At 63.5% G+C, this 20,654-nt stretch carries 15 protein-coding genes; 7 read left to right on the plus strand and 8 right to left on the minus strand.

Annotation, left to right across the window (positions count from 1 at the left end):
* The first annotated feature begins 107 nt into the window (after positions 1-107).
* The 6 genes from ACYQ12_RS00770 (at position 108) to ACYQ12_RS00795 (ending at position 6,598) form a co-directional block, all read left to right on the plus strand.
* A complete protein-coding gene (locus ACYQ12_RS00770; protein ID WP_459866252.1) occupies positions 108-1,247 on the plus strand; it encodes an ornithine cyclodeaminase family protein in 1,140 nt (379 codons plus the stop codon).
* 298 nt (positions 1,248-1,545) lie between these two features.
* Positions 1,546-1,971 (plus strand): Rid family hydrolase, encoded by a 426-nt coding sequence (locus tag ACYQ12_RS00775; RefSeq protein WP_459866255.1) that lies wholly within the window; start codon positions 1,546-1,548, stop codon positions 1,969-1,971.
* A gap of 46 nt (positions 1,972-2,017) precedes the next feature.
* Positions 2,018-3,310 (plus strand): NAD(P)/FAD-dependent oxidoreductase, encoded by a 1,293-nt coding sequence (locus ACYQ12_RS00780; RefSeq protein WP_459866258.1) that lies wholly within the window; start codon positions 2,018-2,020, stop codon positions 3,308-3,310.
* 162 nt (positions 3,311-3,472) lie between these two features.
* Positions 3,473-4,171 carry a helix-turn-helix transcriptional regulator gene (locus ACYQ12_RS00785; RefSeq protein WP_459866261.1) on the plus strand — a complete coding sequence of 233 codons (699 nt, stop codon included), beginning with the start codon at positions 3,473-3,475 and terminating at the stop codon, positions 4,169-4,171.
* A gap of 94 nt (positions 4,172-4,265) precedes the next feature.
* Positions 4,266-5,573: an aspartate aminotransferase family protein gene (locus tag ACYQ12_RS00790; RefSeq protein WP_459866264.1), complete on the plus strand. Its 1,308-nt coding sequence runs from the start codon at positions 4,266-4,268 to the stop codon at positions 5,571-5,573.
* The gene (locus ACYQ12_RS00795) at positions 5,570-6,598 is read left to right on the plus strand and encodes a phosphotransferase enzyme family protein (RefSeq protein ID WP_459866267.1); all 1,029 of its coding nucleotides are present in this window, start codon (positions 5,570-5,572) and stop codon (positions 6,596-6,598) included. The genes ACYQ12_RS00790 and ACYQ12_RS00795 overlap by 4 nt, the downstream gene beginning before the upstream one ends.
* A 44-nt stretch (positions 6,599-6,642) precedes the next feature.
* Here ACYQ12_RS00795 and ACYQ12_RS00800 read toward each other — a convergent pair whose 3' ends face one another.
* Positions 6,643-7,554, minus strand: a complete 912-nt coding sequence (locus ACYQ12_RS00800) for a helix-turn-helix domain-containing protein (protein ID WP_459866270.1) — start codon at positions 7,552-7,554, stop codon at positions 6,643-6,645.
* Between the two features lie 287 nt (positions 7,555-7,841).
* Here ACYQ12_RS00800 and feaR point away from each other — a divergent pair, with 287 nt between their 5' ends.
* The gene (gene feaR / locus ACYQ12_RS00805; protein ID WP_459866273.1) at positions 7,842-8,786 is read left to right on the plus strand and encodes a transcriptional regulator FeaR; all 945 of its coding nucleotides are present in this window, start codon (positions 7,842-7,844) and stop codon (positions 8,784-8,786) included.
* A 34-nt stretch (positions 8,787-8,820) separates the two neighbouring features.
* On the opposite strand, the gene ACYQ12_RS00810 is transcribed toward feaR, so the two are convergent.
* The 7 genes from ACYQ12_RS00810 to ACYQ12_RS00840 form a co-directional block, all read right to left on the minus strand.
* The gene (locus ACYQ12_RS00810; RefSeq protein ID WP_459866276.1) at positions 8,821-10,311 is read right to left on the minus strand and encodes an aldehyde dehydrogenase family protein; all 1,491 of its coding nucleotides are present in this window, start codon (positions 10,309-10,311) and stop codon (positions 8,821-8,823) included.
* 158 nt (positions 10,312-10,469) lie between these two features.
* Positions 10,470-11,810, minus strand: a complete 1,341-nt coding sequence (locus tag ACYQ12_RS00815) for an alginate export family protein (protein ID WP_459866279.1) — start codon at positions 11,808-11,810, stop codon at positions 10,470-10,472.
* A gap of 211 nt (positions 11,811-12,021) precedes the next feature.
* Positions 12,022-13,341 (minus strand): TRAP transporter large permease, encoded by a 1,320-nt coding sequence (locus ACYQ12_RS00820; protein ID WP_459866282.1) that lies wholly within the window; start codon positions 13,339-13,341, stop codon positions 12,022-12,024.
* On the minus strand, positions 13,338-13,841 hold the full coding sequence (locus ACYQ12_RS00825; protein ID WP_459866285.1) for a TRAP transporter small permease: 504 nt from the start codon (positions 13,839-13,841) through the stop codon (positions 13,338-13,340). Before ACYQ12_RS00825 ends, ACYQ12_RS00820 begins: the two co-directional genes overlap by 4 nt.
* A gap of 48 nt (positions 13,842-13,889) precedes the next feature.
* Entirely contained in the window at positions 13,890-14,966 is a 1,077-nt protein-coding gene (locus ACYQ12_RS00830; RefSeq protein ID WP_459866287.1) for a TRAP transporter substrate-binding protein, read from the minus strand.
* 127 nt (positions 14,967-15,093) lie between these two features.
* Positions 15,094-18,135 (minus strand): cytochrome P450, encoded by a 3,042-nt coding sequence (locus tag ACYQ12_RS00835; RefSeq protein ID WP_459866290.1) that lies wholly within the window; start codon positions 18,133-18,135, stop codon positions 15,094-15,096.
* Between the two features lie 278 nt (positions 18,136-18,413).
* Positions 18,414-20,309, minus strand: coding sequence for an FAD-binding monooxygenase (locus tag ACYQ12_RS00840; protein WP_459866293.1), 1,896 nt, complete (start codon positions 20,307-20,309; stop codon positions 18,414-18,416).
* Positions 20,310-20,654: the final 345 nt, after the last annotated feature.

Here is a 20,654-nt window from a genome sequence, read left to right on the forward strand (position 1 = left end):
CGCCGATAACGGGGTTGCCGATTTGTGCTAACGCTGGCCGTCCCTGGCCCGCACCATGAAGGGCATTCGATATTCGCTCCTAACCAACAACAAGCCGGAGTGCGGAAATGCCCCACGATACAACAATCGATTTCATCTATCTCTCCGAACAGGACATGATCCGTGCCGGCGTCACCGACATGGCGGCCTGCGTGGACACCATGGAAGAGATGTTCGGTCTTCTGCACCAGGGAGACTACCGCATGGCGGGCCCCAACAATGATTCTCACGGGGCCATGATCATGTTTCCGAAGGACTCTCCCTTCCCCAACATGCCCAAACCCACCGCTGACCGTCGCATGATGGCGATGCCCGCCTACCTGGGCGGCAGTTTCTGCACGTCGGGCGTCAAGTGGTACGGCTCCAATATCGCGAACAAGGAAAAGGGGCTGCCTCGCTCCATTCTGATGTTCACGCTCAGCGATCCCGACACCGGCGCGCCGCTGGCTTACATGTCGGCCAACCTGTTGTCGGCCTACCGCACCGGCGCGGTGCCGGGCGTCGGCGCCCGTCATCTGGCACGCAAGGATTCGAAGGTCGTGGGTATCTTCGGGCCCGGCGTGATGGCACGCACCTCGCTGGCCGCCTTCGTTGCCACCTGTCCGCAGATCGATACCGTCAAGGTCAAGGGCCGCGGTCAGAAGAGTCTCGACACCTTCATCGGCTGGGTTCGCGAGAACTATCCGCAGATCACGACCCTCGACGTGGTCGACGACATCGAATCGGTCGTGCGCGGCTCCGACATCGTGACCTACTGCGCCTCGGGCGAGGTGGGCAATCCCGACGACTACCCGATGGTCAAGCGCGAGTGGGTCAGCCCGGGGACCTTCCTGGCCATGCCGGCTCCGTGCAACTTCGACGCCGGCATGGAAGCGCCGGACGTGCGCAAGGTGCTCGACAACACCGGCCTGTACGAAGCCTGGTTCGAGGAAGTGCCCAAGCCGGCTCACAACTCCATTCCGCTGGTCGGCATGAAATTCATGGACATGATCGCGGACGGCAGTCTCTCCAGCGACGTCCTCGAGGATCTGGGCGAGATCGTCGTCGGCGCCACACCGGGCCGCCGGAACGACGACGAGATCATCATGATGTCGGTCGGCGGCATGCCGGTCGAGGACGTGGCCTGGGCGACCGTGGTCTATCGCAGGGCGATCGAGCAGGGCATCGGCGTCAAGCTCAATCTCTGGGAAAGCCCCGTGCTGAGCTGACGCCAGGCGTCCCCATCCCCGCCCTCGCCACCCGGTGATGGCCCTCTCTATTTAAGAGCTCATTTCCAAACTTCAGTGAGGATGGGCGCCGGGGGCAAGGTGGAGCGAGGGTCCTTTGCCATGGCCGGAAAGTACTCCCTTCTATTCCGGCGTTCCCGCCATCCATGGCGGTCAGATAGCAAAGGTAGCGCCCAGGGAAGGGTTCACAGCGCCCTCGCGAAGTCTTGTCCCTGGAAAAGCCCACTTAGTCTGCCGGGTTGTGAAAGAAACCCTAATTCGATGATTACCAGGAGAGATCATGACTCACATCGTGAAGGTCAAGACAGGTTCGAAGTTCGAAGAGCACGCCAGTTACTCGCGCCTGGTGGCCGTCGACAACTGGATCCTCGTGTCCAATACCGCCGGCCGCAACCCCGACACCAAGGAAATCCCCGAGGACGTGAGCGAGCAGCTGCTGCAGGTCTTCGCCAATATCGAGACCGCCCTCGGCTCGGTGGACAGCGGCCTGGCCGACATCGTCTCCGCGAGAATCTTCATTCAGAATCCGGCCGATACCGAAACCGTCATGACCCTGTTCGGCCAGAAGATGCGCGGCGTCGACCCGTCCATCACCGTGACCTGTCCGCCGCTGGGTTCCGAGGTCTACAAGGTCGAGCTGGAAGTGACCGCCTATCGCGGCGCCGGCAGCGCTGAGGTGCAGCTGATCGACACCTCCGCCCAGTAAGGCGACCCGGTCGCCCCCATTTCGTCGACACTCAGGACTTCCTGCCATGGCACCGACAATCGCGCCCGTTCAAACGTCCAGCGACTTTCCCGACTCGACCACCGTGGTCATCATCGGTGGCGGCATCATCGGTCTGACGGCGGCGCTGGCCCTGTCGGAACGAAACATTCCGGTCGTCGTGCTCGAAAAGGGCCGCCTGGCCGCAGAGCAATCCTCGCGCAACCTGGGCTGGATCAGAAAGACCAGTCGCCACGCGGAGGACATTCCGCTGGCCCAGGCCGCCGACCGGTTGTGGGCCAGCATGGCCGAACGGGTGGGCAGCGATGTCGGCTATCGTCAATCGGGCATCATGTTTCTGGCCCGGAAGGACGAGCAGCTGGCCATGCACGAGGCCTGGCTGAAATCGGTGCAGGCCCTGTCACTGGACTCGCGACTGCTCAGTCCCCGGGAGATAGACGAGCAGGTACCCGGCGGCAGGGGCCAGTGGGCCGGCGGTATCTTCACCGCCTCCGATGGTCGGGCGGAGCCCACCCTGGCCTCCAGCGCCATCGCCAGGGCCGCCATGGCCAAGGGGGCGGTGATCATCGAGAACTGCGCGGTGCGTACGCTGTCGATGTCGGGCGGCAAGGTCAGTGGCGTGGTGACCGAACGGGGCGAGATTCGCTGCGATCAGGCGCTGCTGGCTGGTGGCATGTGGTCGCGACGCTTTCTGGGCAATCTCGGTGTGTCACTGCCGACGCTGCCGCTGACCCTGTCGGTATTCAAGACCACGCCGATGCAAGGGCCGACGGATATCGCGGTGGGGGCCCCCGATTTTTCCTTCCGCCAGCACATGGATGGCGGTTTCATCGTCACTCAGCGCGGCGCTCTCGACGCGCCGCTGACGCTGGATCACCTGTTGATCGGTTCACGTTATCTGGGCGCGCTGCGCGGCCAGCGCGACAACCTGCGGATTTCGCTGGGCAGGCACTTCTTCAAGGATCTAGCCCTGCCAAGGCGCTGGCGCAAGGATCGCCGCTCGCCCTTCGAGCGCATACGCACCCTGGACCCAGCGGTCAACCACGCCTTGAACGAAGAGGCGAGACACAACCTCAGCGCGGCCTGGCCCCTCTTTGAACAGGCCACGGTCGAGTCGTCCTGGGCCGGGACGATCGACGTCACGCCCGATTCCAATCCGGTCATCGGGCCAGTCCGCGGGGTTCCTGGCCTGACCGTGGCCTCGGGCTTCTCGGGGCACGGCTTCGGCACCTCGCCGGCTGCCGGGCAACTGGCGGCCGATCTCCTGTCCGGCCACGAGCCGATCATCGACCCCTCCCCCTACCGATTCGAGCGCTTTTAAGGAGACGCAAGCGGGCCAGGTCGCAGTCCTGTGGCTATCGCAACGAGGCCCGCTTTATTGGCATGATCGAACTTGAATAGGCCGGATGGGATGCCTGCCGAATCAGGCCACTGAGCGTCGAAGGGCTGTCGAAATGGCCAGGCCACTAGAGAGTCGCACCTAATGAACAAGCATCAGGATGCAAACCCCTTTCAGCGTGAAACCCTGGCGTTGATTGGCCGCTTGGTCCCCTTGAGTGGCTCGGCGTTCTTCCTGGTGAATCCGAATATGCAGCATGGGGGTGCCCTGTTATATAACCTGGCACCGAATGCCGAGCGGGAGTATCGCACCGAATATGGCGCACTGGATCCGCTCAACCCCGAACGCTTTGCCGACAGCGACGAAACCGTGGTGACACTGGACTCGCGCATAGCCCCTCATTTCCTGAGGCAGACGCTGTATTACCAGGCGTTCATGGTGCCGCATAACCACCGCTATGTGGCAGACATGTTCTTTCGACGCGAGGGCAGGATCATCGCCGGCATCACGGTTCTGCGCGAAGAGGCGATGGGCGATTTCCTGCCGGAGGAACTCGATCTGCTGCGCAAGGTACAGCCGTTCATCGAGTTTTCCCTGAATGCGAACTACCTGCCGCAGCGCGATCAGCAGCGCAAGGGTGTGGCTGCAAAATACGCCCTGACCGATCGTGAACTGGATGTCCTGGAGTGCGTACTGCGAGGGAGCCCCAACAAGGACATCGCCAATCAGCTATCGCTGGGCCTGGCGACGGTCAAGACCCATCTCCATCATATCTTCCGGAAGACCGGTGTCGGCGCCCGCAGCGAACTGATCGCCAAGGTGATAAGTGATCTGAATCGATGATCTCCATCCTTTGGTGGATGCCGCCCCGCATCTGAAAACCGAATACTGGCCGCTGAATCAGTCAACCGTTTCTCGCTGAGGAGGCCAGCATCACATGGCAGACGACCAGGCTCAGGATCTTCTCTCCAGACGATATCGCGTCATGGGGCACCATTCTCCGCTGTTTTACGACAAACCGCTGCAACTGGTGCGCGGCGAAGGCGTCTGGCTCTGGGACACCGAGGGTAAGCGCTATCTGGATGTGTACAACAACGTTCCTCACGTGGGGCACTGCAACCCCCGCGTCGTCGAGGCCATGAGCCGTCAGGCCGCGACGCTCAACATTCACACACGCTATCTGCACAACAATATTGTCGATTACCTGGAGCGCCTGACCAACACCTTCGATGAAGGGCTGCAGATGGCCATGCTGACCTGTACCGGCAGTGAGGCCAACGAGCTGGCGCTGCGCATGGCACGCTTCTGTACCGGTGCCCAGGGGATCATCGTTAGCGACTTTGCCTACCACGGCAATACGGAAGCGGTGGCCGAGATGGGGACCGGCTTCATGCCGGAAGCCCGGACCACCAAGCGCGTCAAGTCCTTCCCGATCCCGGACTCCTACCGTCCCCTCGATGGGCTCGCGGGCGACGCTCTGGCCCAGGCCTATGCCGACCGGGTCCAGCAGGCGATCGATGAATTCCACGCGGAAGGGATCAAGGTGGCCGGCATTCTGGTCTGCCCCGATTTCGCCAACGAAGGCTTGCTCAACGTCCCCCCGGGCTTTCTGGAAAAGGCCGTGGCGAAAGTGCGTCGGGCCGGGGGCGTATTCATCGCCGACGAGGTGCAGGCGGGCTTCGGACGCAGCGGCAGGCATTTCTGGGCACACCAGTGGTACGACGTCACCCCCGATATCGTCACCATGGGCAAGCCCATGGGTAACGGCTATCCGCTGGCCGGTGTCGTGGCGCGCCCCGACATGATCGAGGCGTTCAGCAAGGAGGCCATGTATTTCAACACCTTCGGCGGTACGCCGGTCGCCTGTGCCGTTGGCATGGCGGTGCTCGATGCCCTGGAAGAAGACCACTTGATGCGCAACGCCGTCACCACCGGCGCCTATGTGGTCGAGGGCCTGCGCAGGTTGCAGCAGAAACACGAACTGATCGGTGATGTCCGCGATCTGGGCATGTTCTTCGGGGTCGAACTGGTCAAGAATCGAACCGCGAAAACGCCGGCGAAGGCCGAAGCGCGTCGAATCATCAATCTGATGCGCGAGAAAGGCGTGCTGATCAGCGCCATCGGCGTCCATGACACCATCCTGAAGTTGCGTCCCCCCATGCCATTCCAGACCGAGCACGCCGATATTCTGCTGCACACGCTGGATGACGTATTGACGCAAGTGGCCGATCAGGAGGTCGCATGAGCCCGTTCGAAACTCTGCCCCCGGCACAGCAGCGCGCGCACCTGCTGGATCTGGCACATAAATCCCTGCGCCATTGGGCACTGGAAGGCAGCGACCTGTCGCTGGTGAAATACCGCGAGAATGCGGTCTACAAAGTGACGGCCAGGAACGGCCAGCGCTATGCCCTGCGCATCCATCGTCACGGCTACCACAGCATCGCGGCGCTGCGTTCGGAACTGGAGTGGATGTCGGCGTTGCTCGAGAGCGGCATCGCCGTTCCCGAGGTGCTGCCGACGGCCGAGGGCCGCCTGCTGGTCAGCGAATCGACCGAGGCCATTGCCGAGCCGCGCAATATCGACCTGTTTGCCTGGATCGATGGCGCCCCTCTGGGCTCCGTGGAAGAAGGTCTGGGCGATAACGCCGAGCAGATCGCCGCGCTATATACCGCGCTGGGGCGTACCGCCGCCGAGTTGCACAACCAGTCGAGCAATTGGGAGTTGCCCGAAGGGTTCGAGCGTCACGCCTGGGACCACGATGGCCTGGTAGGGGAAGCGCCCTTCTGGGGACGCTTCTGGGAACTGGAACTGCTGGATGCGTCCCAGCGACAACTGCTGAAAAAGGCACGTGACCGGATCAGCATCGAACTGTCGGAGTATGACCGCTCGGCCCAGCGCTATGGCCTGATTCACGCCGATTTCGTGCCGGAAAACCTGATGACCGACAATGGCAGCCTGCGCCTGATCGATTTCGACGACGCCGGGTTCGGCTGGCACATGTTCGAACTGGCCACGGCGCTCTACTTCATTCAGGAAGAGGCCTGCTATCCGGTGGCCAAGCAGGCCTTGATCGATGGTTATCGGCACAAGCGCGCCTTGTCGGATAACGATCTGAAGCGCCTGGAGCTGTTCCTGACGGCGAGAGGCTTCACCTACCTGGGCTGGATCCGCAGCCGTCAGGAAACCGATACCGCGCGCGAGCTGGCACCCGATCTGATCCGTCGCGCCTGCGAGCAGGCAGAGCGCTATCTGTCCACCAATCCTCGATGACGCCGCACGCCGCCAGCGTGGCGGCCGTCTCCTGCCCCCTGCGGCTATGAAGGTTGTACTCGCCGCAGGGTGGCGGAGGGCGGCTCCTGAAACAGGCGGCGGTACTCACGGCTGAAATAGCTCTGATGGAAGAATCCCTGGCGGGCTGCAGCATCGGCAACGCACTGGGTAGGATCCTGCAGCAGACTTCTTCGCACCGCATTGAGGCGCAGCGCGCGCAGGTAATGGACGGGCGCCTGTCCGGTTTCCATCTGAAAGCTGTACTGCAGCGTGCGACGCGAGATCTTCAACTGCCGACAGAGCTCCATCAGCGAAGGGGGATCGTCCGGCCGCGCCCGGGTCAGGGCATGGCAGCGATCCACGATGTAGCGCCGGGTGCGGTAGCAGGCGCCATCGAGCTTCGGCGATCTCGAGCAGCCACTCAGCAGCAGCTCGACGCCCTCCTCGAGCTGCTGCGAGAACACTCGCTGCAGCGTCGGCGAGGGTCGGTGCGGTGACGGCGAGGCCAGCAGAGAGTCCGTCATGGCCTGCCACTGCGTCCTGACGCCGGCCAGCAATTCTGCGGGCACCTCCAATGTGCGAAGCCGACGCTCGTCCCGCTCCAGCCATGCATAGCGGCTGCGATCGATCGACATGACCAGAAGGTCGTAGTAGCCAGGTGCCACGCTCCAGAATTGCTCGCAGTGCGGCAGCACCGTTAGGGTGTCGGCGTGGAAGAATGTACCGCCCGGCCAGTTGATGGGTATGACCAGGTGCCACTGCGATTCCGGGAAGTGCATCGACTGCGCCAGGCCCAGGTTTGCGCTTTCGCGGAAAAGCCGCAGTCCCCGACCTGTAATATCGACGATGTTGCCGGAGAAATGCCCCTCCTCGATCTGATCGTACTCCTGCTGCCAGCCGTCCAGGCGCCGGGCATGCTCGGTGACATCCTTACAATGGTGAAGTGCAATCGTCATGGGTGTGCGGCTTCTTGGATGCGATACTTGAATTGTGCAATATTTGCGCCAGCTTGCACGATAATCGATGTTCCAGGAACATCGCGCCGCCGAAGCGGCGAACGTTCTCGGCAAGGTGCCTGACTGGCCGTGAGCGCGCCAGGCACAGCGTCCGATGTCGCCAAGCTCGACGCCACTGACGCTTCGTGAATTCTTCTTGACAACAAAAGCTAGTAATGAATCCGGCTTTTCTCTAAAGTGTTCCGAAAACGTTAAAATATTAATAAAACGACGTTCATGGAGGTCCCATGCAATCCACGGATTCAATGACACTGTCGTTCGATGCCTGGTTGAACGCTCTACGTAGCGTATGCGGAAGCTTCGACTCCACCCCTCTGGACCGCCAGGGCTTTCGAGGACGTATCTCGAAGCGCTCCGTTGGAGGCGTCGAGATTGCCGATATCACCACCAATGCCGAGAGAATCGTGCGCAGCCGGCCTCAACGGCCCGACGACGACCGTCACTGCTTCCTGGTCGTCCAGAAACAGGGCCATGCCACCTTGGTGCAGAACGGCGTCAGTATCGCGATGCGCCCAGGCGAGATGGTGCTCATGGACTCGGCCAAGGCATGCGAAATATTTCCCCATGGGCTGATCGAGCACGAGTCCTTTCATCTGCCGCGTGACGAGGTGGCACGGCAGTTCGACCGCCAGCCGGTGCCCTTCATGAAAATCGTCGCCGGGTGTACCAGCGGTCAGATCATGCAGTTGATCGTGAACCGCATGTTATCGGGACCACTCGCCGACGCAGGCGCCCCGGAACAGGATAGTGGTGTCGCAAACTCTCTGATCGCCCTATTGCCGGCCATTTATCAGCATCAAGCGACGATGCCGTCCCTATGGGATCAAGCCAGCAGCACACTCTATGCGTGCATCCAACAGTTCATCGACCAGCACCTCCACGAAGACGAGCTCGGACCGGAACGTCTGGCAGCGCAGTTCCATATTTCCATTCGCCAGCTCTACCGCCTCTTCGAACAGCATGAGGAAGCCGTGTGCCGTTATGTGCAGCGCCGGCGTCTCGAGCGCTGCGCGGAGGAACTCGCCAACCCGGCAAAAGCGAGCCGCTCGATCACCCAGATCGCCTACCAGTGGGGGTTCATCGATTCGGCCCACTTCAGCCGCTCATTCAAGCGCGAGTTCGGCAGCGCACCGCGCGAATACCGCCGCGCTCGGCTGGACGCCGCCGCGTGACCGGCCCGCTCCCCGGCGAGGGAGCGGGAAATCCTCAATAGGCTATGCACACCGATTTAAGCTCGGTGTAGGCGTTGACCGCCTCGGGTCCGAACTCCTTGCCCAGACCGGACATCTTGAGGCCGCCGAAGGGCAGGCTCGCATCCAGGGTGACATGCGTATTGACCCAGACGGTGCCGGCCTCGATGCGCGGTGTCAGCCGCATCGCCTGCGACAGGCTTTCGGTCCAGAGACTAGCCGCGAGCCCCAGGTCGCTGTCGTTGACCATGGTGACCGCCTCCTCCACGTCATCGAAGGGGATCACCGTCAGCACGGGGCCGAACACCTCATCGCGCGCGACCTCCATGGTGTGATCGGCACCGCTGATCACCACCGGCGAGACGTAGAAGCCCTCCTTGGGGACTTCCCCCCCGACATGGATATTGGCCCCCTGGTTGCGGGCGCGGTCGATGTAATCGAGCACGCTGCGTTGCTGGCGCTGCGAGACCAGCGGCGTGATCTGGGCCTGCGGGTCCATGCCCGGGCCCGCCGCCATGCCGTCGATCGCCTCGGCGAGACGCCGACAGAATTCGTCGTGCAGGCTGCGATGCACGTAGAAGCGCGACGCGGCCGCGCAGACCTGCCCCTGATTGAGCAATCCGCCCATCAACGCGCCGTTGACGGCCTTGTCGAGATCGGCGTCCTCGAGCACCAGCATCGGGTTCTTGCCGCCCAGTTCCAGGGAAAAGTGCGCCATGTGCTCGACAGCGGCATGACCGATCCGCTTGCCCACCGCAGTGCTGCCGGTGAAGGTGACCTTCTGTACGTCAGGATGCTCGGCCAGGCGCGTCCCGACCACCGAGCCGGAACCCAGCACCACGTTGAACACGCCCCGGGGAAGCCCCGCCTCGATCGCCAGCTCAGCCAGTCGCAACACACTCAACGGCGTTTCCGAGGCCGGCTTGAGCACCACCGAGCAGCCCGCGGCCAGTGCCGGCACGACCTTCCACAGCGCGATCATCAGCGGAAAGTTCCAGGGCACGATCGCCGCCACCACGCCCAGCGGCTGGCGCAAGGTGTAGGCGTTGAACCGCGCGCCCTCGGGCATGCCGATCGACATCTCGCGGGTGCTGCCTTCCAGCTTGGTGGTCCAGCCCGCCATGTAGCGCACGAAATCGACCGAGAAGCCCACATCGACCGCCCGGGCGATATGGATCGACTTGCCCTGATTCAGGGTCTCGATCTGCGCCAGTTCCTCGCCATGCTGTTCGACCAGGTCAGCGAAGCGCAACAGGATCCGTTCCCGCGCCGCTGGCGACAGATCGCGCCAGCGCCGGTCATCGAAGCTTGCCTTGGTCAGCGCGACGGCCTCATCCGCCAGCGCGCCGTCGCCCTCGGCTATCGTCGCCAGCCGCTCGCCGTTGGCGGGGTCGAGCACATCGCGGGCATTGCCCTCCGCCCTGAAACGGCCATCCATGAAAGAGCCGGTGGCGCGCTCGAGAAACGCCTGGACCGGCGCGGATGCCGACATCTTGTCGTAGCTCATCGCAAACTCCTTTGATTCGGAAACGGGAAGCGGCGCTGCGAGACGCAGCACACGGCTCGATGCGCGTCGATCGGCACGCCAATGGCCGAAGGCTAGCGCTTTCGGACCGGCGCCACTTGAACCCTGCTGCCAACCACATGACGCTCACTGCCGGCTTCTCAAAAATTGAAACCGACCAGTAACTGGCTGTAATAGTTGCTATCACTGTCGCCCAGTTGCGTCCCGCCCTGGCTTGCGGAAGCGTCGGGATCGTAGCGGCCCAGCAACGGCATGACCCACCAACGCTCGCTCGGCGTCCACAGTGCATAGAGGTCGATCTCGTTGCCGCTGGTGTTCGGCCCTGCCTCGGTGGAGAGGGTGTCGAAGTCGTAGAGCATCGCCCCCAGGCTCACGCTCGGTGACGGCGCCAGCGCCAGGCTGATCTGCTGCACGCGGGTGTTGGTACTGAAGGGACCGGCATAGTTGGCCGCGACTTCGCCCTGGAACCAGGTGCCGAGCGCGCGTCCATTGCCGTAGAACAGCGCATCGTACTGCTCGGAGAAGCGGCTGAACCGATAGCTCACGACAGGCGAGCCGGGCAGCTCGGCGAAGGTCCAGCCTGCCTCGAGATACCAGGCATTCTCATGGTTGTCGCTGCCGTTTTCCTGCCAGGCGTACTGGCCAGCGAGAAACAGCTTCTCGACGCCGGCATTGCCCTGGGCGCGCAGGCTGTAGACTCGGGTATCCTCGCGACCGGGATAGAGAAAGGCGTGATCGTCATCGACATCGAGGACGTCGATGTAGGTCGCTCCGAACGTTCCCGCGTCGGAGACGTTCTCCAGCGTGGCGACGGCGAGCTCCGGTTCGGCCTGGGCGGGGTTGCCCGACTTCAGCCACATCAGGTCGCTCCGCCATCCCCGATCGCCGCCAAGGCGCAACACGGCGGTGTTTTCGAAGGACTGACGCGCCGCCAGATAGTAGGCCCCCCCACGGTTGAGATCGCCGTCCAGCAGCCCCTCGCCGAAATTGAGCGAGTCGCCCGAGATCAGAAAGCCGTCGCCAACCTGGATGCGCTGGCGTCCCACGGAGAGATCGACGCCATCCTGGCCCAGCATCGGGAACAGCTCGCCGGATTTCCAGCCGGCATAGAGATTCTCGAGGTGGGTCCGCCGCTCATCGCCGGTGGTGAAGCCGGCGGCATCGCCCTCGCCGAACGTTCCGCTCGAGACCCAAGCCACGTTGGCGTAGAGCGAACTGCCGCCATCGCCCAACATATGCGTGGCGCCGAGGCCGTACTTGACGAATCCCTCCTGCCAGTCGCGACTGTCCGCCTCGGCGGTTTCGGATTGAGCGTAGCCCTTCTGGCTATGAAAGGCCCCCAGAATGCCCTCGACGTTGACATCGACATGGGTCGTGCCGTCGTCGAACAGTTCCGCAGCGCGAGCCCCGCCGGACACCGAGAGCGTGACGACGGCCGCGACGGACAGCGTGGGCAGCAGGTATGGATAACGTGACATCATGCAGGAAGCCCCCTTGTTGTTATGGTATGTCCCCGGACGATGCGTCGGGTGACATGGGCAGGCTATCCGGCTACGCGGCAACGCTCTTGTCTCGGCCTGACGGAAATCTGGACACACATGCCCAACCGGCCTTTCCTGAACGCCTTGCACATGAAAAAACCGGCGCAATGGCCGGTTTCATCGTCGAAAGAAGGCAAGCGCCAGCACGCTCTCAAAGCCATACCAGCGACAGTGCCGGTACGAACACCACGATGGCGATACGCACCATGTCCGCGCCGATGAACGGCAGGATGCCGCGGCTGACGGTGGCAAGCGAGGTGCCGTGACTGTATTGCTGCACGATGAAGAGATTCATGCCCATGGGCGGCGTGATCAGGCCGATCTCCACCACCATCAGCGCGACGATGCCGAACCAGATCGATTTGGCGCTGGCGTCGAGCCCGAACAGATCGAGTTCGAGGATGATCGGATAGAAGATCGGAATGGTGAGCAGAATCATCGACAGCGAGTCCATCACGCAGCCCAGCAGCAGATAGATCAACAGGATGATCAGCAGCACCGCCAGCGGCGCCAGGCCACTGCCAGTGATCCACTCCGCCAGCGCCGTCGGCAGCTGCCCCAGCGCCAGACCGCTGTTCAGCAGATCGGCGCCGATCACCACCAGGTAGATCATGGCGGTCGCCTCCGCCGTGCCCGCCAGACTGCGGTAGACGCCCTGCCAGCGCATGCCGCCGCGCCACACGGCGTAAAGACCGCAGGCGGCGGCGCCGATCGATGCGGCCTCGGTCAGGTTCGCCCAGCCGCCGTAGAGACCGTAGATGACAATGACGAAGATCACCAGTATCGGCGCGATATCGCCCAGACTCGCCAGCCGCTCGGCCCAACCGTGGCGTGGCGCCCGCTCGACGTCGCGCATGGTTCTCGTCGCCACGATGCGGATCACTGCCAGATAGCCCGCCACCGCCAGCAACCCCGGCAGGATCGCCGCCATGAAGAGCGCGGCGATCGACTCCTGGGTCAGCACGGCGTAGATGATCAGCGGTACCGAGGGCGGAATCAGAATGCCCAGGGTTCCCGCCGCGGCGATCGTGCCCGTGGCCAGGCGCTTGCCGTAGTGGTAACGCTCCAGTTCCGGCAGGGCCACCTGACTCATGGTGGTGGCCGTGGCCAGCGAGGAGCCACAGATGGCACCGAAGCCGGCACAGGCCCCCGCCGCCGACATCGCCAGCCCGCCGCGCCAATGGCCGATCCAGCTGGCACTGGCGCGAAACAGCGCGGCCGAAAGCCCGCCGTGGATCGCGAATTGCCCCATCAGCACGAAAATGGGAATGACCGCCAGGTCGTAGCTCGAGAAGCGGGCGTAAACGAGGTTGTTGAGGGTGAACAGCAACGCCCGGGTGTCGCCGTCGTTGGCCAGCCAGTAGCAGAGCGCTCCCGCCAGCAGCATGGCGACCCCCACGTGCCAGCGACAGCCCAACATCACCAGCAGGACACCGAGCGCGATGGCGCCCATTTCGAGACCGCCGATCATGGGCTCTCGCCTCCCTTCGCCGCTTCCTGGCCGCCGCTCAGCTGGAGAGCGCTCTGATGGAGCGCGCAGACCCCGAGCAGCGCGATTCCCGGCAGCATGGCGGCCTGGGGAATCCATTGCGGAATGCCCAGTTGCACGCTCTGGGCGCTGTAGGCGAGGCTGTCGGCGACCGACAACGCCGTCCGCCATAACAACAGCGCGCTGACCAGCGCCAGCATCAGATGCGAGATCGCCAGCAGCGCGCGATTGAACCCGGCCGGGAAGAGCGTGGCGACGATATCGACCCGGATGTGGCGGTCGTTGACCTCGCATAACGGCAGGAAACAGGCCACGGCAACCGCGACCAGCATCTGCAGCAGCTCGATGTCGCCCGTTATGGGCGCGGAGAAGAGCCGGCGGCCGAGCATCGAGACCAGCGACATGCCGATCGCCGTCAGCAGCAGCATGCCGCCGACCATGGCCAGCGCCATTGATGAGCGTTTCAACACGACCCCTGTCATGAAGGCCTCCGTGCGTCTTCGCGCCGTTCGATGGATTCGGTCATCGACTCAGTCCACTCGCCGCAGTTCAGGGGCTTGCTCGTCGACGAGCGACTCGAGCGTCTCGACCAGTGCACCACGCTCGATGCTGCCCTCGTCGGAGGCGATCCAGTCGTCGACGATACCGCGGGTCGCGTCGCGCATGTCGTCATACGCGGCGGTGTCGAGCGTGATCACCGTATGCTCGGGGTCGCCTTCCACCTGGGTCTTGACCTTGGCGATGGCCTCGTCCCAGGCCCTGCCGAAACGGGCCGACAGCGTCTCTCCGCTCAGCGAATCGAGTACCTGACGGGCCTTCTCGGGCAACCGGTCATAGCTGCGCTTGTTCATCAGCAGCGCCAGCACCGTCACTGTCGGCGTCGCCTGATCGTCCGCCGTCTCGGTGTGGTAGTGGGTCACCTCGTCAAGCTTGGTGGGCGGCACCACCTCCCAGCCGGCCGCGGCGCCATCGATGACGCCCTTGGCCAGCGTGTCGGCGATCTGGGCCGGCGGCATGCTCACCGCCGAGGCGCCGAGCGTATCGATCAGGTTCGAGGCCATGCGCGTGGGCGCACGCAAGCGCAGCCCCTGCATATCGTCGCGGCCATGAATCGGCGTTTCCCGGGTATGGAAGACGCTGCCGCCATCGCTGTGCACGGCGAGCACCTTGTAATCGGCAAAATCCGCCGCGGCGGGGCCTTGCGTGAATGCCCAGGCGATACGACTGGCCTCGACGCCACCGGCCGGCAGCATGAAGGGCAGCTCCAGCGCCTCGCTGCGCGGGAAGCGACCCGCCGAATAGCCCAGTGCCGTCCAGGCGATGTCGACGACTCCGTTGCGCACCATATCGGCGAGCTGCGCCGGGGTGCCGCCCAGTTGCATGGATGGGTAGATCTGGCAGCGCAGCTCACCCTCGGACTGCGCCTCGAGATCCTCGCACCAGGGCTCGATGACGTGCTGCTGAGCGTTGGAGATCGCCGGCAGGAAGTGCGAGATGCGCAGGGTGGTCACCGCCGAGGCCGATTGGCTGGTCAAGCCGAGGGCCAGACAGAGCCCCATTGCCCGTGCCAGGCAGTGCATCATGGTTCCGGCTTTTTTCATTGTCATTGGGTTTCCTCCGAACTCCGAGCGAGCATGCTATTATTATCCTTAACAAGTTAATGGTTAGACGTTGATAAGGCGTCCGGGCAGGTGCCAATCGTGGACCCTGCCCTCCGGTATAACGCCGGCGCCCTCAGGCCGGCTGTTTTTCCTCGGTCGCGAGCAGGGCCAGCACGCCATCCGCCCAATCCAGGGCAACGTCCGAGGCCGCAAGCGCGCCGCTGGCATCGTGGCGGCCATATTCCCCCACCCGCATTGCACCGCAGGCCATCAAGGCCTCCGTGAGCAGTTCGCTGCCGCGGGAATACGTCTTGGCGTAGCTGCTGTCCCCCAGCCCCAGGCTGGCAAAGCGAACGCCGGCGAGGTCCGGGGCGTCGTCACGCAGTGCCTCGTAAAATCCGCGTGCGCCGCTGGGCACCTCGCCATCGCCGTAGGTCGAGCAGAGGATGAGGTAGAACCGGTTCGGGTCGAGAGAACGCGGGTCGGTGTCGGCGAGATCCGCAACGCTTACCGCGCAGCGCCCGTCGAGCGCCTGCTCGAGTTCTTCGGCCATAAGCTCTGCATTGCCCGACTCCGTGCCGAACAGAATGCCGACCGTCAGTCCCCCCAGACTCTCCCCCTCGCCCGTCTCGTCACGGGTCTCACGCTCGAACACCAGGGTGTCATCCCGCGCCGAGTTCAGAAGCGCCTCGAGCGTGGTCAGCTTGGTACGAACGCGGCCGGGCGCGGTTTGCGTGCGCTCCAGATGATCGATCCTGCGCCAGCCGTCGATGTCGGTCGCCTCCGAGTGGGGCACGAGCCCATCGCGCTGACAGCGCACCTGCCCATCAGCAATATCGGAGCCGATGACGCCCGCCAGGGCTCGCGCGTCGCTTCGCTGGTCGGGGATCGTGCCCCGGGCGCCGCGCCGCAGCCAGCCGGCCAGGTACAGACCCGCATCGATTCGGCCATTTTCCGAGACGCTCGGTAGTTCGAACAGCGCCTTTGAGATGGCGTCGTCAGGATCGGGCACGAAGCCGATGGCGGTAATGACCGAGTCCACCTCCAGCCGGACCACCTCCCCGGCGTGACGCAGTGCGACGCCTTCGACCCGCGTCTGTCCGGTCAGCTTCTCGGGCACCGTCTCGAACCACCACTCGACCGTCATGCGGTGATCGTCGCCACTCCCGGCACCGTCCACGCCGGGTAGCGTCCGCAGCGCGTCTAGCCGGGCGTCCTTGCCTTCCGGCACACTCGTCAGGTCAGCCCCGTGGAGGCGATGCGCGACGCCCGTGAAGCGGCCCAGCTCGCGAATCATGACCGGATCGAAGCGGGCCTGCTGCGCAGGGGAGCGCCCGATGATGTGAAGGGTGTCGATCTCGCGGGTCAGTTCGCCGTGAACGCCATCGTCGATGTCGCTGCCCTCGAGTTCCATCGAGCGGATCGACAACAGACGCAGCACATCGATGGCGACGTTGCCCTGCCCGACGATGGCCACGCGCCGCCCGAGCGACGGCGTTACCGGCTCGCCCGGGTGGCCGTTCAGCCGGCGGGTGACGCAACCGGCGCCATACACGTTGGCCAGAGTGTTGCCCGGAATCTCCAACCGGCGATCCTGGTGTGCGCCGGAGGCGAGCACCACCGCGTCGTAGCCTTCACGCAGATCATCGAACGACACCTGATGGCCGATGGTGGTATTGCCGATAAAGCGCACGTATGGCGAGTCGAACAGGCGATCGAACTGGCGCGACACGGCTTTCGTGCCCTGGTGGTCGCCGGCGACGCCGTAACGTAGCAGCCCGTAGGGCACCGGCAGGCGATCGAAAAGGTCGATACGGGCACCGGGCATTCGGCGCTGAATTTCCTTTGCCGTGAAACATCCCGCCGGCCCCGAGCCCACGATGGCCACGTGCGGGGTCGCGTCCTGCTCGGGCGTGATCGACGCCGTGCCTGCAGTGACGGGGACGGATGCCCCGTGGCCTTCAAGAGGGCGAACCTCGCGCCAGGTCACGGGCAGGGAGAGCATGCCGCGAAAGACCCAACCGCCGATGGTGGGTTCATGGTCGGGGTGCAGGTCGAGCCCTTTCAGGTGATGGAACAATAGCGGCAGTGCCACATCGGCAACCTCTGCCCGCGCCGCCCGGGCGCCCAGACAGACATGCGTGCCCTTGCTGAAGGCAAGATGCGGCTTGACCTCCCGGTGAATATCGAACGCATCCGCCCGATCCCATACCGACTCGTCGCGGTTGGCGGAGAGAATGCAGATGCCCAGACGCGCCCCGGCCGGCAGCTCGACCCCGGCCAGCACGGTATCTTTCGTGGTCTGGCGAGAGTACATGCCGATGGGGGCCACCCAGCGAATGGTTTCGTCGAATACCGTCGACCACAATCCGGGGTCACGCTCCACCGCCCGGCGCTGGTCGGGGTGGGTCAACAGCGCCCAGGCGGCCACACCCAGCGCGTCACGGGGTTCGTTGAGGCCACCGCCGATGCTCATCTTGATGTTGGCGCGAATCTTTTCCAGCGGCATCTGCTCTTCGGGTGTGGACAACAACGAGGAGATCAGGGAGTTGTCGCGATTGTGGAGGTGCCACTCGAGCATCTCGTCGAGCGCGATATCCACCTCATCGAAGGAGCGCTTGCCGGCTGCCCAGACCTCCGGGTCTTCGCCGTAGTTACCGGTGGCATCGATCAACGTCTGCGACCAGCGCTGCAGATCCTGCGCCTCAGCGTTGTAGAGCCCGAGCACTGATTTCAGGCATTCAGCAGCGAAGGGCGCCGAAAAGTCCCAGATAATATCCGCCCCCGGGCCCTTGTCGATGAACCGGGCCAGTTGCTCCCGCCCCTTTTCATGAAAGATCTGCGTCCAGACGTTTTTTACAGCGTTGGGCTTGAAGACACTCTGCCACTGCCGGCGCTCCCGGTAGTGCTCCGGGTCGTCGCGGCGCAGCATCGAATGGCCCATGGCGCGGATCTGGAGCGAGTCCTTTTCGTTGGCGGAATAGGTCTCCTGGTCATGCTCGGTCGCGACCACGGCCTCGTAACTGGTGATCAGATAGCGATTGACGCAGGGCACCCAGTGAACGCCGCCCTCGCGACGAAGCCGTTTATAGATCGGGAACGGATCACGGTAGAGCGTCTCGAGATCGATCCAGTCCGCCACGGACGCGGGCCGGGATGTCAACGACTTGTTCATACGACCTCCACGGAAGAGATGGCGAAAAGAGGGGACCACGTCATGGGATCTACGCGCGCATCACCCGCTTGCTCATGGGTGAAAGCAAAGCAGGCCAGACAATCGCTACAAGGCATGTACGACTCAAACTAGCCACTTGTTAATAAATTAACGATTAGACTTTAGATAGAGAACGCGAGATGAAAGAATTCAAATCTCGCCGCGCCCTCGCAACAGGGGTGCGAATAGAATCGATAAAAAACGCTGCCGGGAAATCCTGGCAGCTTGCCCGCACGCTTTCAATTTTGAAAAGACGCCGGATCCAGAATGGGCCGAAAGAAGCCACCCAGCTCTTCGGTCGCCGACAGTGGCAGGACATGGGCCACATACTGGTCGGGACGCACCACGACGACCGCGCCGCGTCGATCGATGCCTCGCGCCTCGAAGATGTCGTCGTCGGGCAGGATAGCGAAAACGTTCTCGTAATTGATGAGTTCGAATGGCCCCACTCGCGGCATGAACACCTCGGGCACGCGCGAGATATCGACCGCGGCATGCGGCTGTTGATAGATCACCTTGATATCGAACCAGGCATTGGGCTCGAGCTCCTGCGGGCCAACGTTCAACGGCGAGTCTTCCGCCGTGGAGAGCCACTCGGCGAATGTGTCGACGGCCGATGGTTCATCGGCCCGGGCCGAGTCGGCAAACACATAGAGGCGCCAGCGTCCGTCGGCGTTCGCCTGATGACCAAGGTGGAGCGGATTGCCATCGCACACGCGCGCCACCCTGGCCGACTTGAAGCGCTTGCCCACCGGAAAGCCGGTAGCGAATTGCTGATGACGCGCCTCGGCCGTGATGAGCGACGGTGCGTACTCGGTCATGAAACCTGCCGGGAATTCGATGGTTCGCGTATAGAAGTCCTCGAGCTCGGAGGGATCCTCGAACTCCTCGGGGCGCTTGGCCATCAATGTCGACCATTGCTTGTCGAAATCGATCAGGTTCCTGGCGACGACCTGGCGCTCGGCCGAGTAGGTGGAGAGCAGGCTCGCCGGACTGCGTCCCGACAACACATGCCCCAGCTTCCAGCCGAGATTGAAACCGTCCTGCATCGACACGTTCATGCCCTGCCCGGCCTTGGCGCTGTGGGTATGACAGGCATCGCCAGTGATGAACACATGCGGCAGCCGACCTGACTCGGGATCCTCGACATCGTCGAAACGGTCGCTGAGGCGATGCCCCACCTCATAGACGCTGTGCCAGGCGACGTTACGCACGTCGAGCGTGTAGGGATGCATGATCTCGTTCGCCTTGGCGATGATCCTGTCGATCGGCGTATTGCGAACCTCGCTGCTGCCATCTGCAGGCACCTCGCCGAGATCCACATACATGCGAAACAGATAGCCTCCCTCGCGGGGGATGAGCAGGATGCTGCCACCCGAACCCGACTGGATTGCGCACTTGGTGCGGATATCGGGAAAGTCGGTCACGGCCAGCACATCCATGACGCCCCAGGCATGATTGGCCTGATCACCGGCGAGCGTGCAGCCGATGGCGTCACGCACCTTGCTGCGCGCGCCGTCGCTGCCGACCACGTACTTGGCGCGCACGGTGCGCGTCTGTCCTTCCTGGCTCCCCGAGGTGTGCTTGAGCGTGACGGTCACCGGATACTCGCCCTCGTCAGCGACCTCGAGACCCTCGAACTCGTAACCGTAATCGGGCCGCACGCAGGCCGGGCCGTTGGCGGCCGCCTCGGCGAGGTAATCGAGCACCCGGGCCTGATTCACGATCAGGTGGGGAAATTCACTGATGCCCTGGGGGTCGTCGGGCGTGCACGCCGTGCGCACGATATGGCCCGGCTTCGCCGGGTCCGGCTTCCAGAACGCCATCTCGGTGATATGGTACGCCTCGTCGATGATGCGGCCGGCGAACCCGAACGCCTGGAAGGTCTCGACGCTGCGTGCCTGAATGCCGTCGGCCTGGCCCACCTCGAGCCGTCCCGCACGCCGCTCGACGATGCGCGTGCTGACGCCGGGGAACTGAGCGAGCTGTGCTGCCGTGATCATGCCGGCAGGCCCGGAGCCGACAATGAGCACGTCGACCCTCTCGGGCAGTGTGTCGGAGCGGTCGAGGCCCACTCCGGCCGCGGGCTGGAGGCGAGGATCCTTCGATACATAGCCGTGATGGTGAAACTGCATGATCAATTCCTCGTTATCGTGCCGGCGATCGGGCGTTCGGTGCCGTGCGGCCGTTAGCCGTCCGGCGGGCAAGGTGGCGAGACGCCACGGATCGCTTTCAACAGGTAGCTGCGCATGAATCTCGGGACCGCTGGCGCTGACTGAAGCCGGCGAGCCCCGGACCCGAGCAGGTTGGTTTTTTCATGCTGATGAAACCCCAGGCACTTGAGGATGTGTTTTACAGAGACTTGATTGTACTTTTCGCAATCTCTCCCCCTACCTTGGTCGATCTCGCGTCCCCACGCCTTAAAAACTCATTAATCTATAAACAACACGCTCAACGATACGCTCAGAGAGACATCCAGC

The organism is Halomonas shantousis (assembly GCF_054654615.1).

Coding starts and splice junctions, on each gene's coding strand:
- ACYQ12_RS00770 (WP_459866252.1), top strand. CDS start 108: ATGCCCCACGATACAACAATCGATTTCATCTATCTCTCCGAACAGGAC.
- ACYQ12_RS00775 (WP_459866255.1), top strand. CDS start 1,546: ATGACTCACATCGTGAAGGTCAAGACAGGTTCGAAGTTCGAAGAGCAC.
- ACYQ12_RS00780 (WP_459866258.1), top strand. CDS start 2,018: ATGGCACCGACAATCGCGCCCGTTCAAACGTCCAGCGACTTTCCCGAC.
- ACYQ12_RS00785 (WP_459866261.1), top strand. CDS start 3,473: ATGAACAAGCATCAGGATGCAAACCCCTTTCAGCGTGAAACCCTGGCG.
- ACYQ12_RS00790 (WP_459866264.1), top strand. CDS start 4,266: ATGGCAGACGACCAGGCTCAGGATCTTCTCTCCAGACGATATCGCGTC.
- ACYQ12_RS00795 (WP_459866267.1), top strand. CDS start 5,570: ATGAGCCCGTTCGAAACTCTGCCCCCGGCACAGCAGCGCGCGCACCTG.
- ACYQ12_RS00800 (WP_459866270.1), bottom strand. CDS start 7,554: ATGACGATTGCACTTCACCATTGTAAGGATGTCACCGAGCATGCCCGG.
- feaR (WP_459866273.1), top strand. CDS start 7,842: ATGCAATCCACGGATTCAATGACACTGTCGTTCGATGCCTGGTTGAAC.
- ACYQ12_RS00810 (WP_459866276.1), bottom strand. CDS start 10,311: ATGAGCTACGACAAGATGTCGGCATCCGCGCCGGTCCAGGCGTTTCTC.
- ACYQ12_RS00815 (WP_459866279.1), bottom strand. CDS start 11,810: ATGATGTCACGTTATCCATACCTGCTGCCCACGCTGTCCGTCGCGGCC.
- ACYQ12_RS00820 (WP_459866282.1), bottom strand. CDS start 13,341: ATGATCGGCGGTCTCGAAATGGGCGCCATCGCGCTCGGTGTCCTGCTG.
- ACYQ12_RS00825 (WP_459866285.1), bottom strand. CDS start 13,841: ATGACAGGGGTCGTGTTGAAACGCTCATCAATGGCGCTGGCCATGGTC.
- ACYQ12_RS00830 (WP_459866287.1), bottom strand. CDS start 14,966: ATGACAATGAAAAAAGCCGGAACCATGATGCACTGCCTGGCACGGGCA.
- ACYQ12_RS00835 (WP_459866290.1), bottom strand. CDS start 18,135: ATGAACAAGTCGTTGACATCCCGGCCCGCGTCCGTGGCGGACTGGATC.
- ACYQ12_RS00840 (WP_459866293.1), bottom strand. CDS start 20,309: ATGCAGTTTCACCATCACGGCTATGTATCGAAGGATCCTCGCCTCCAG.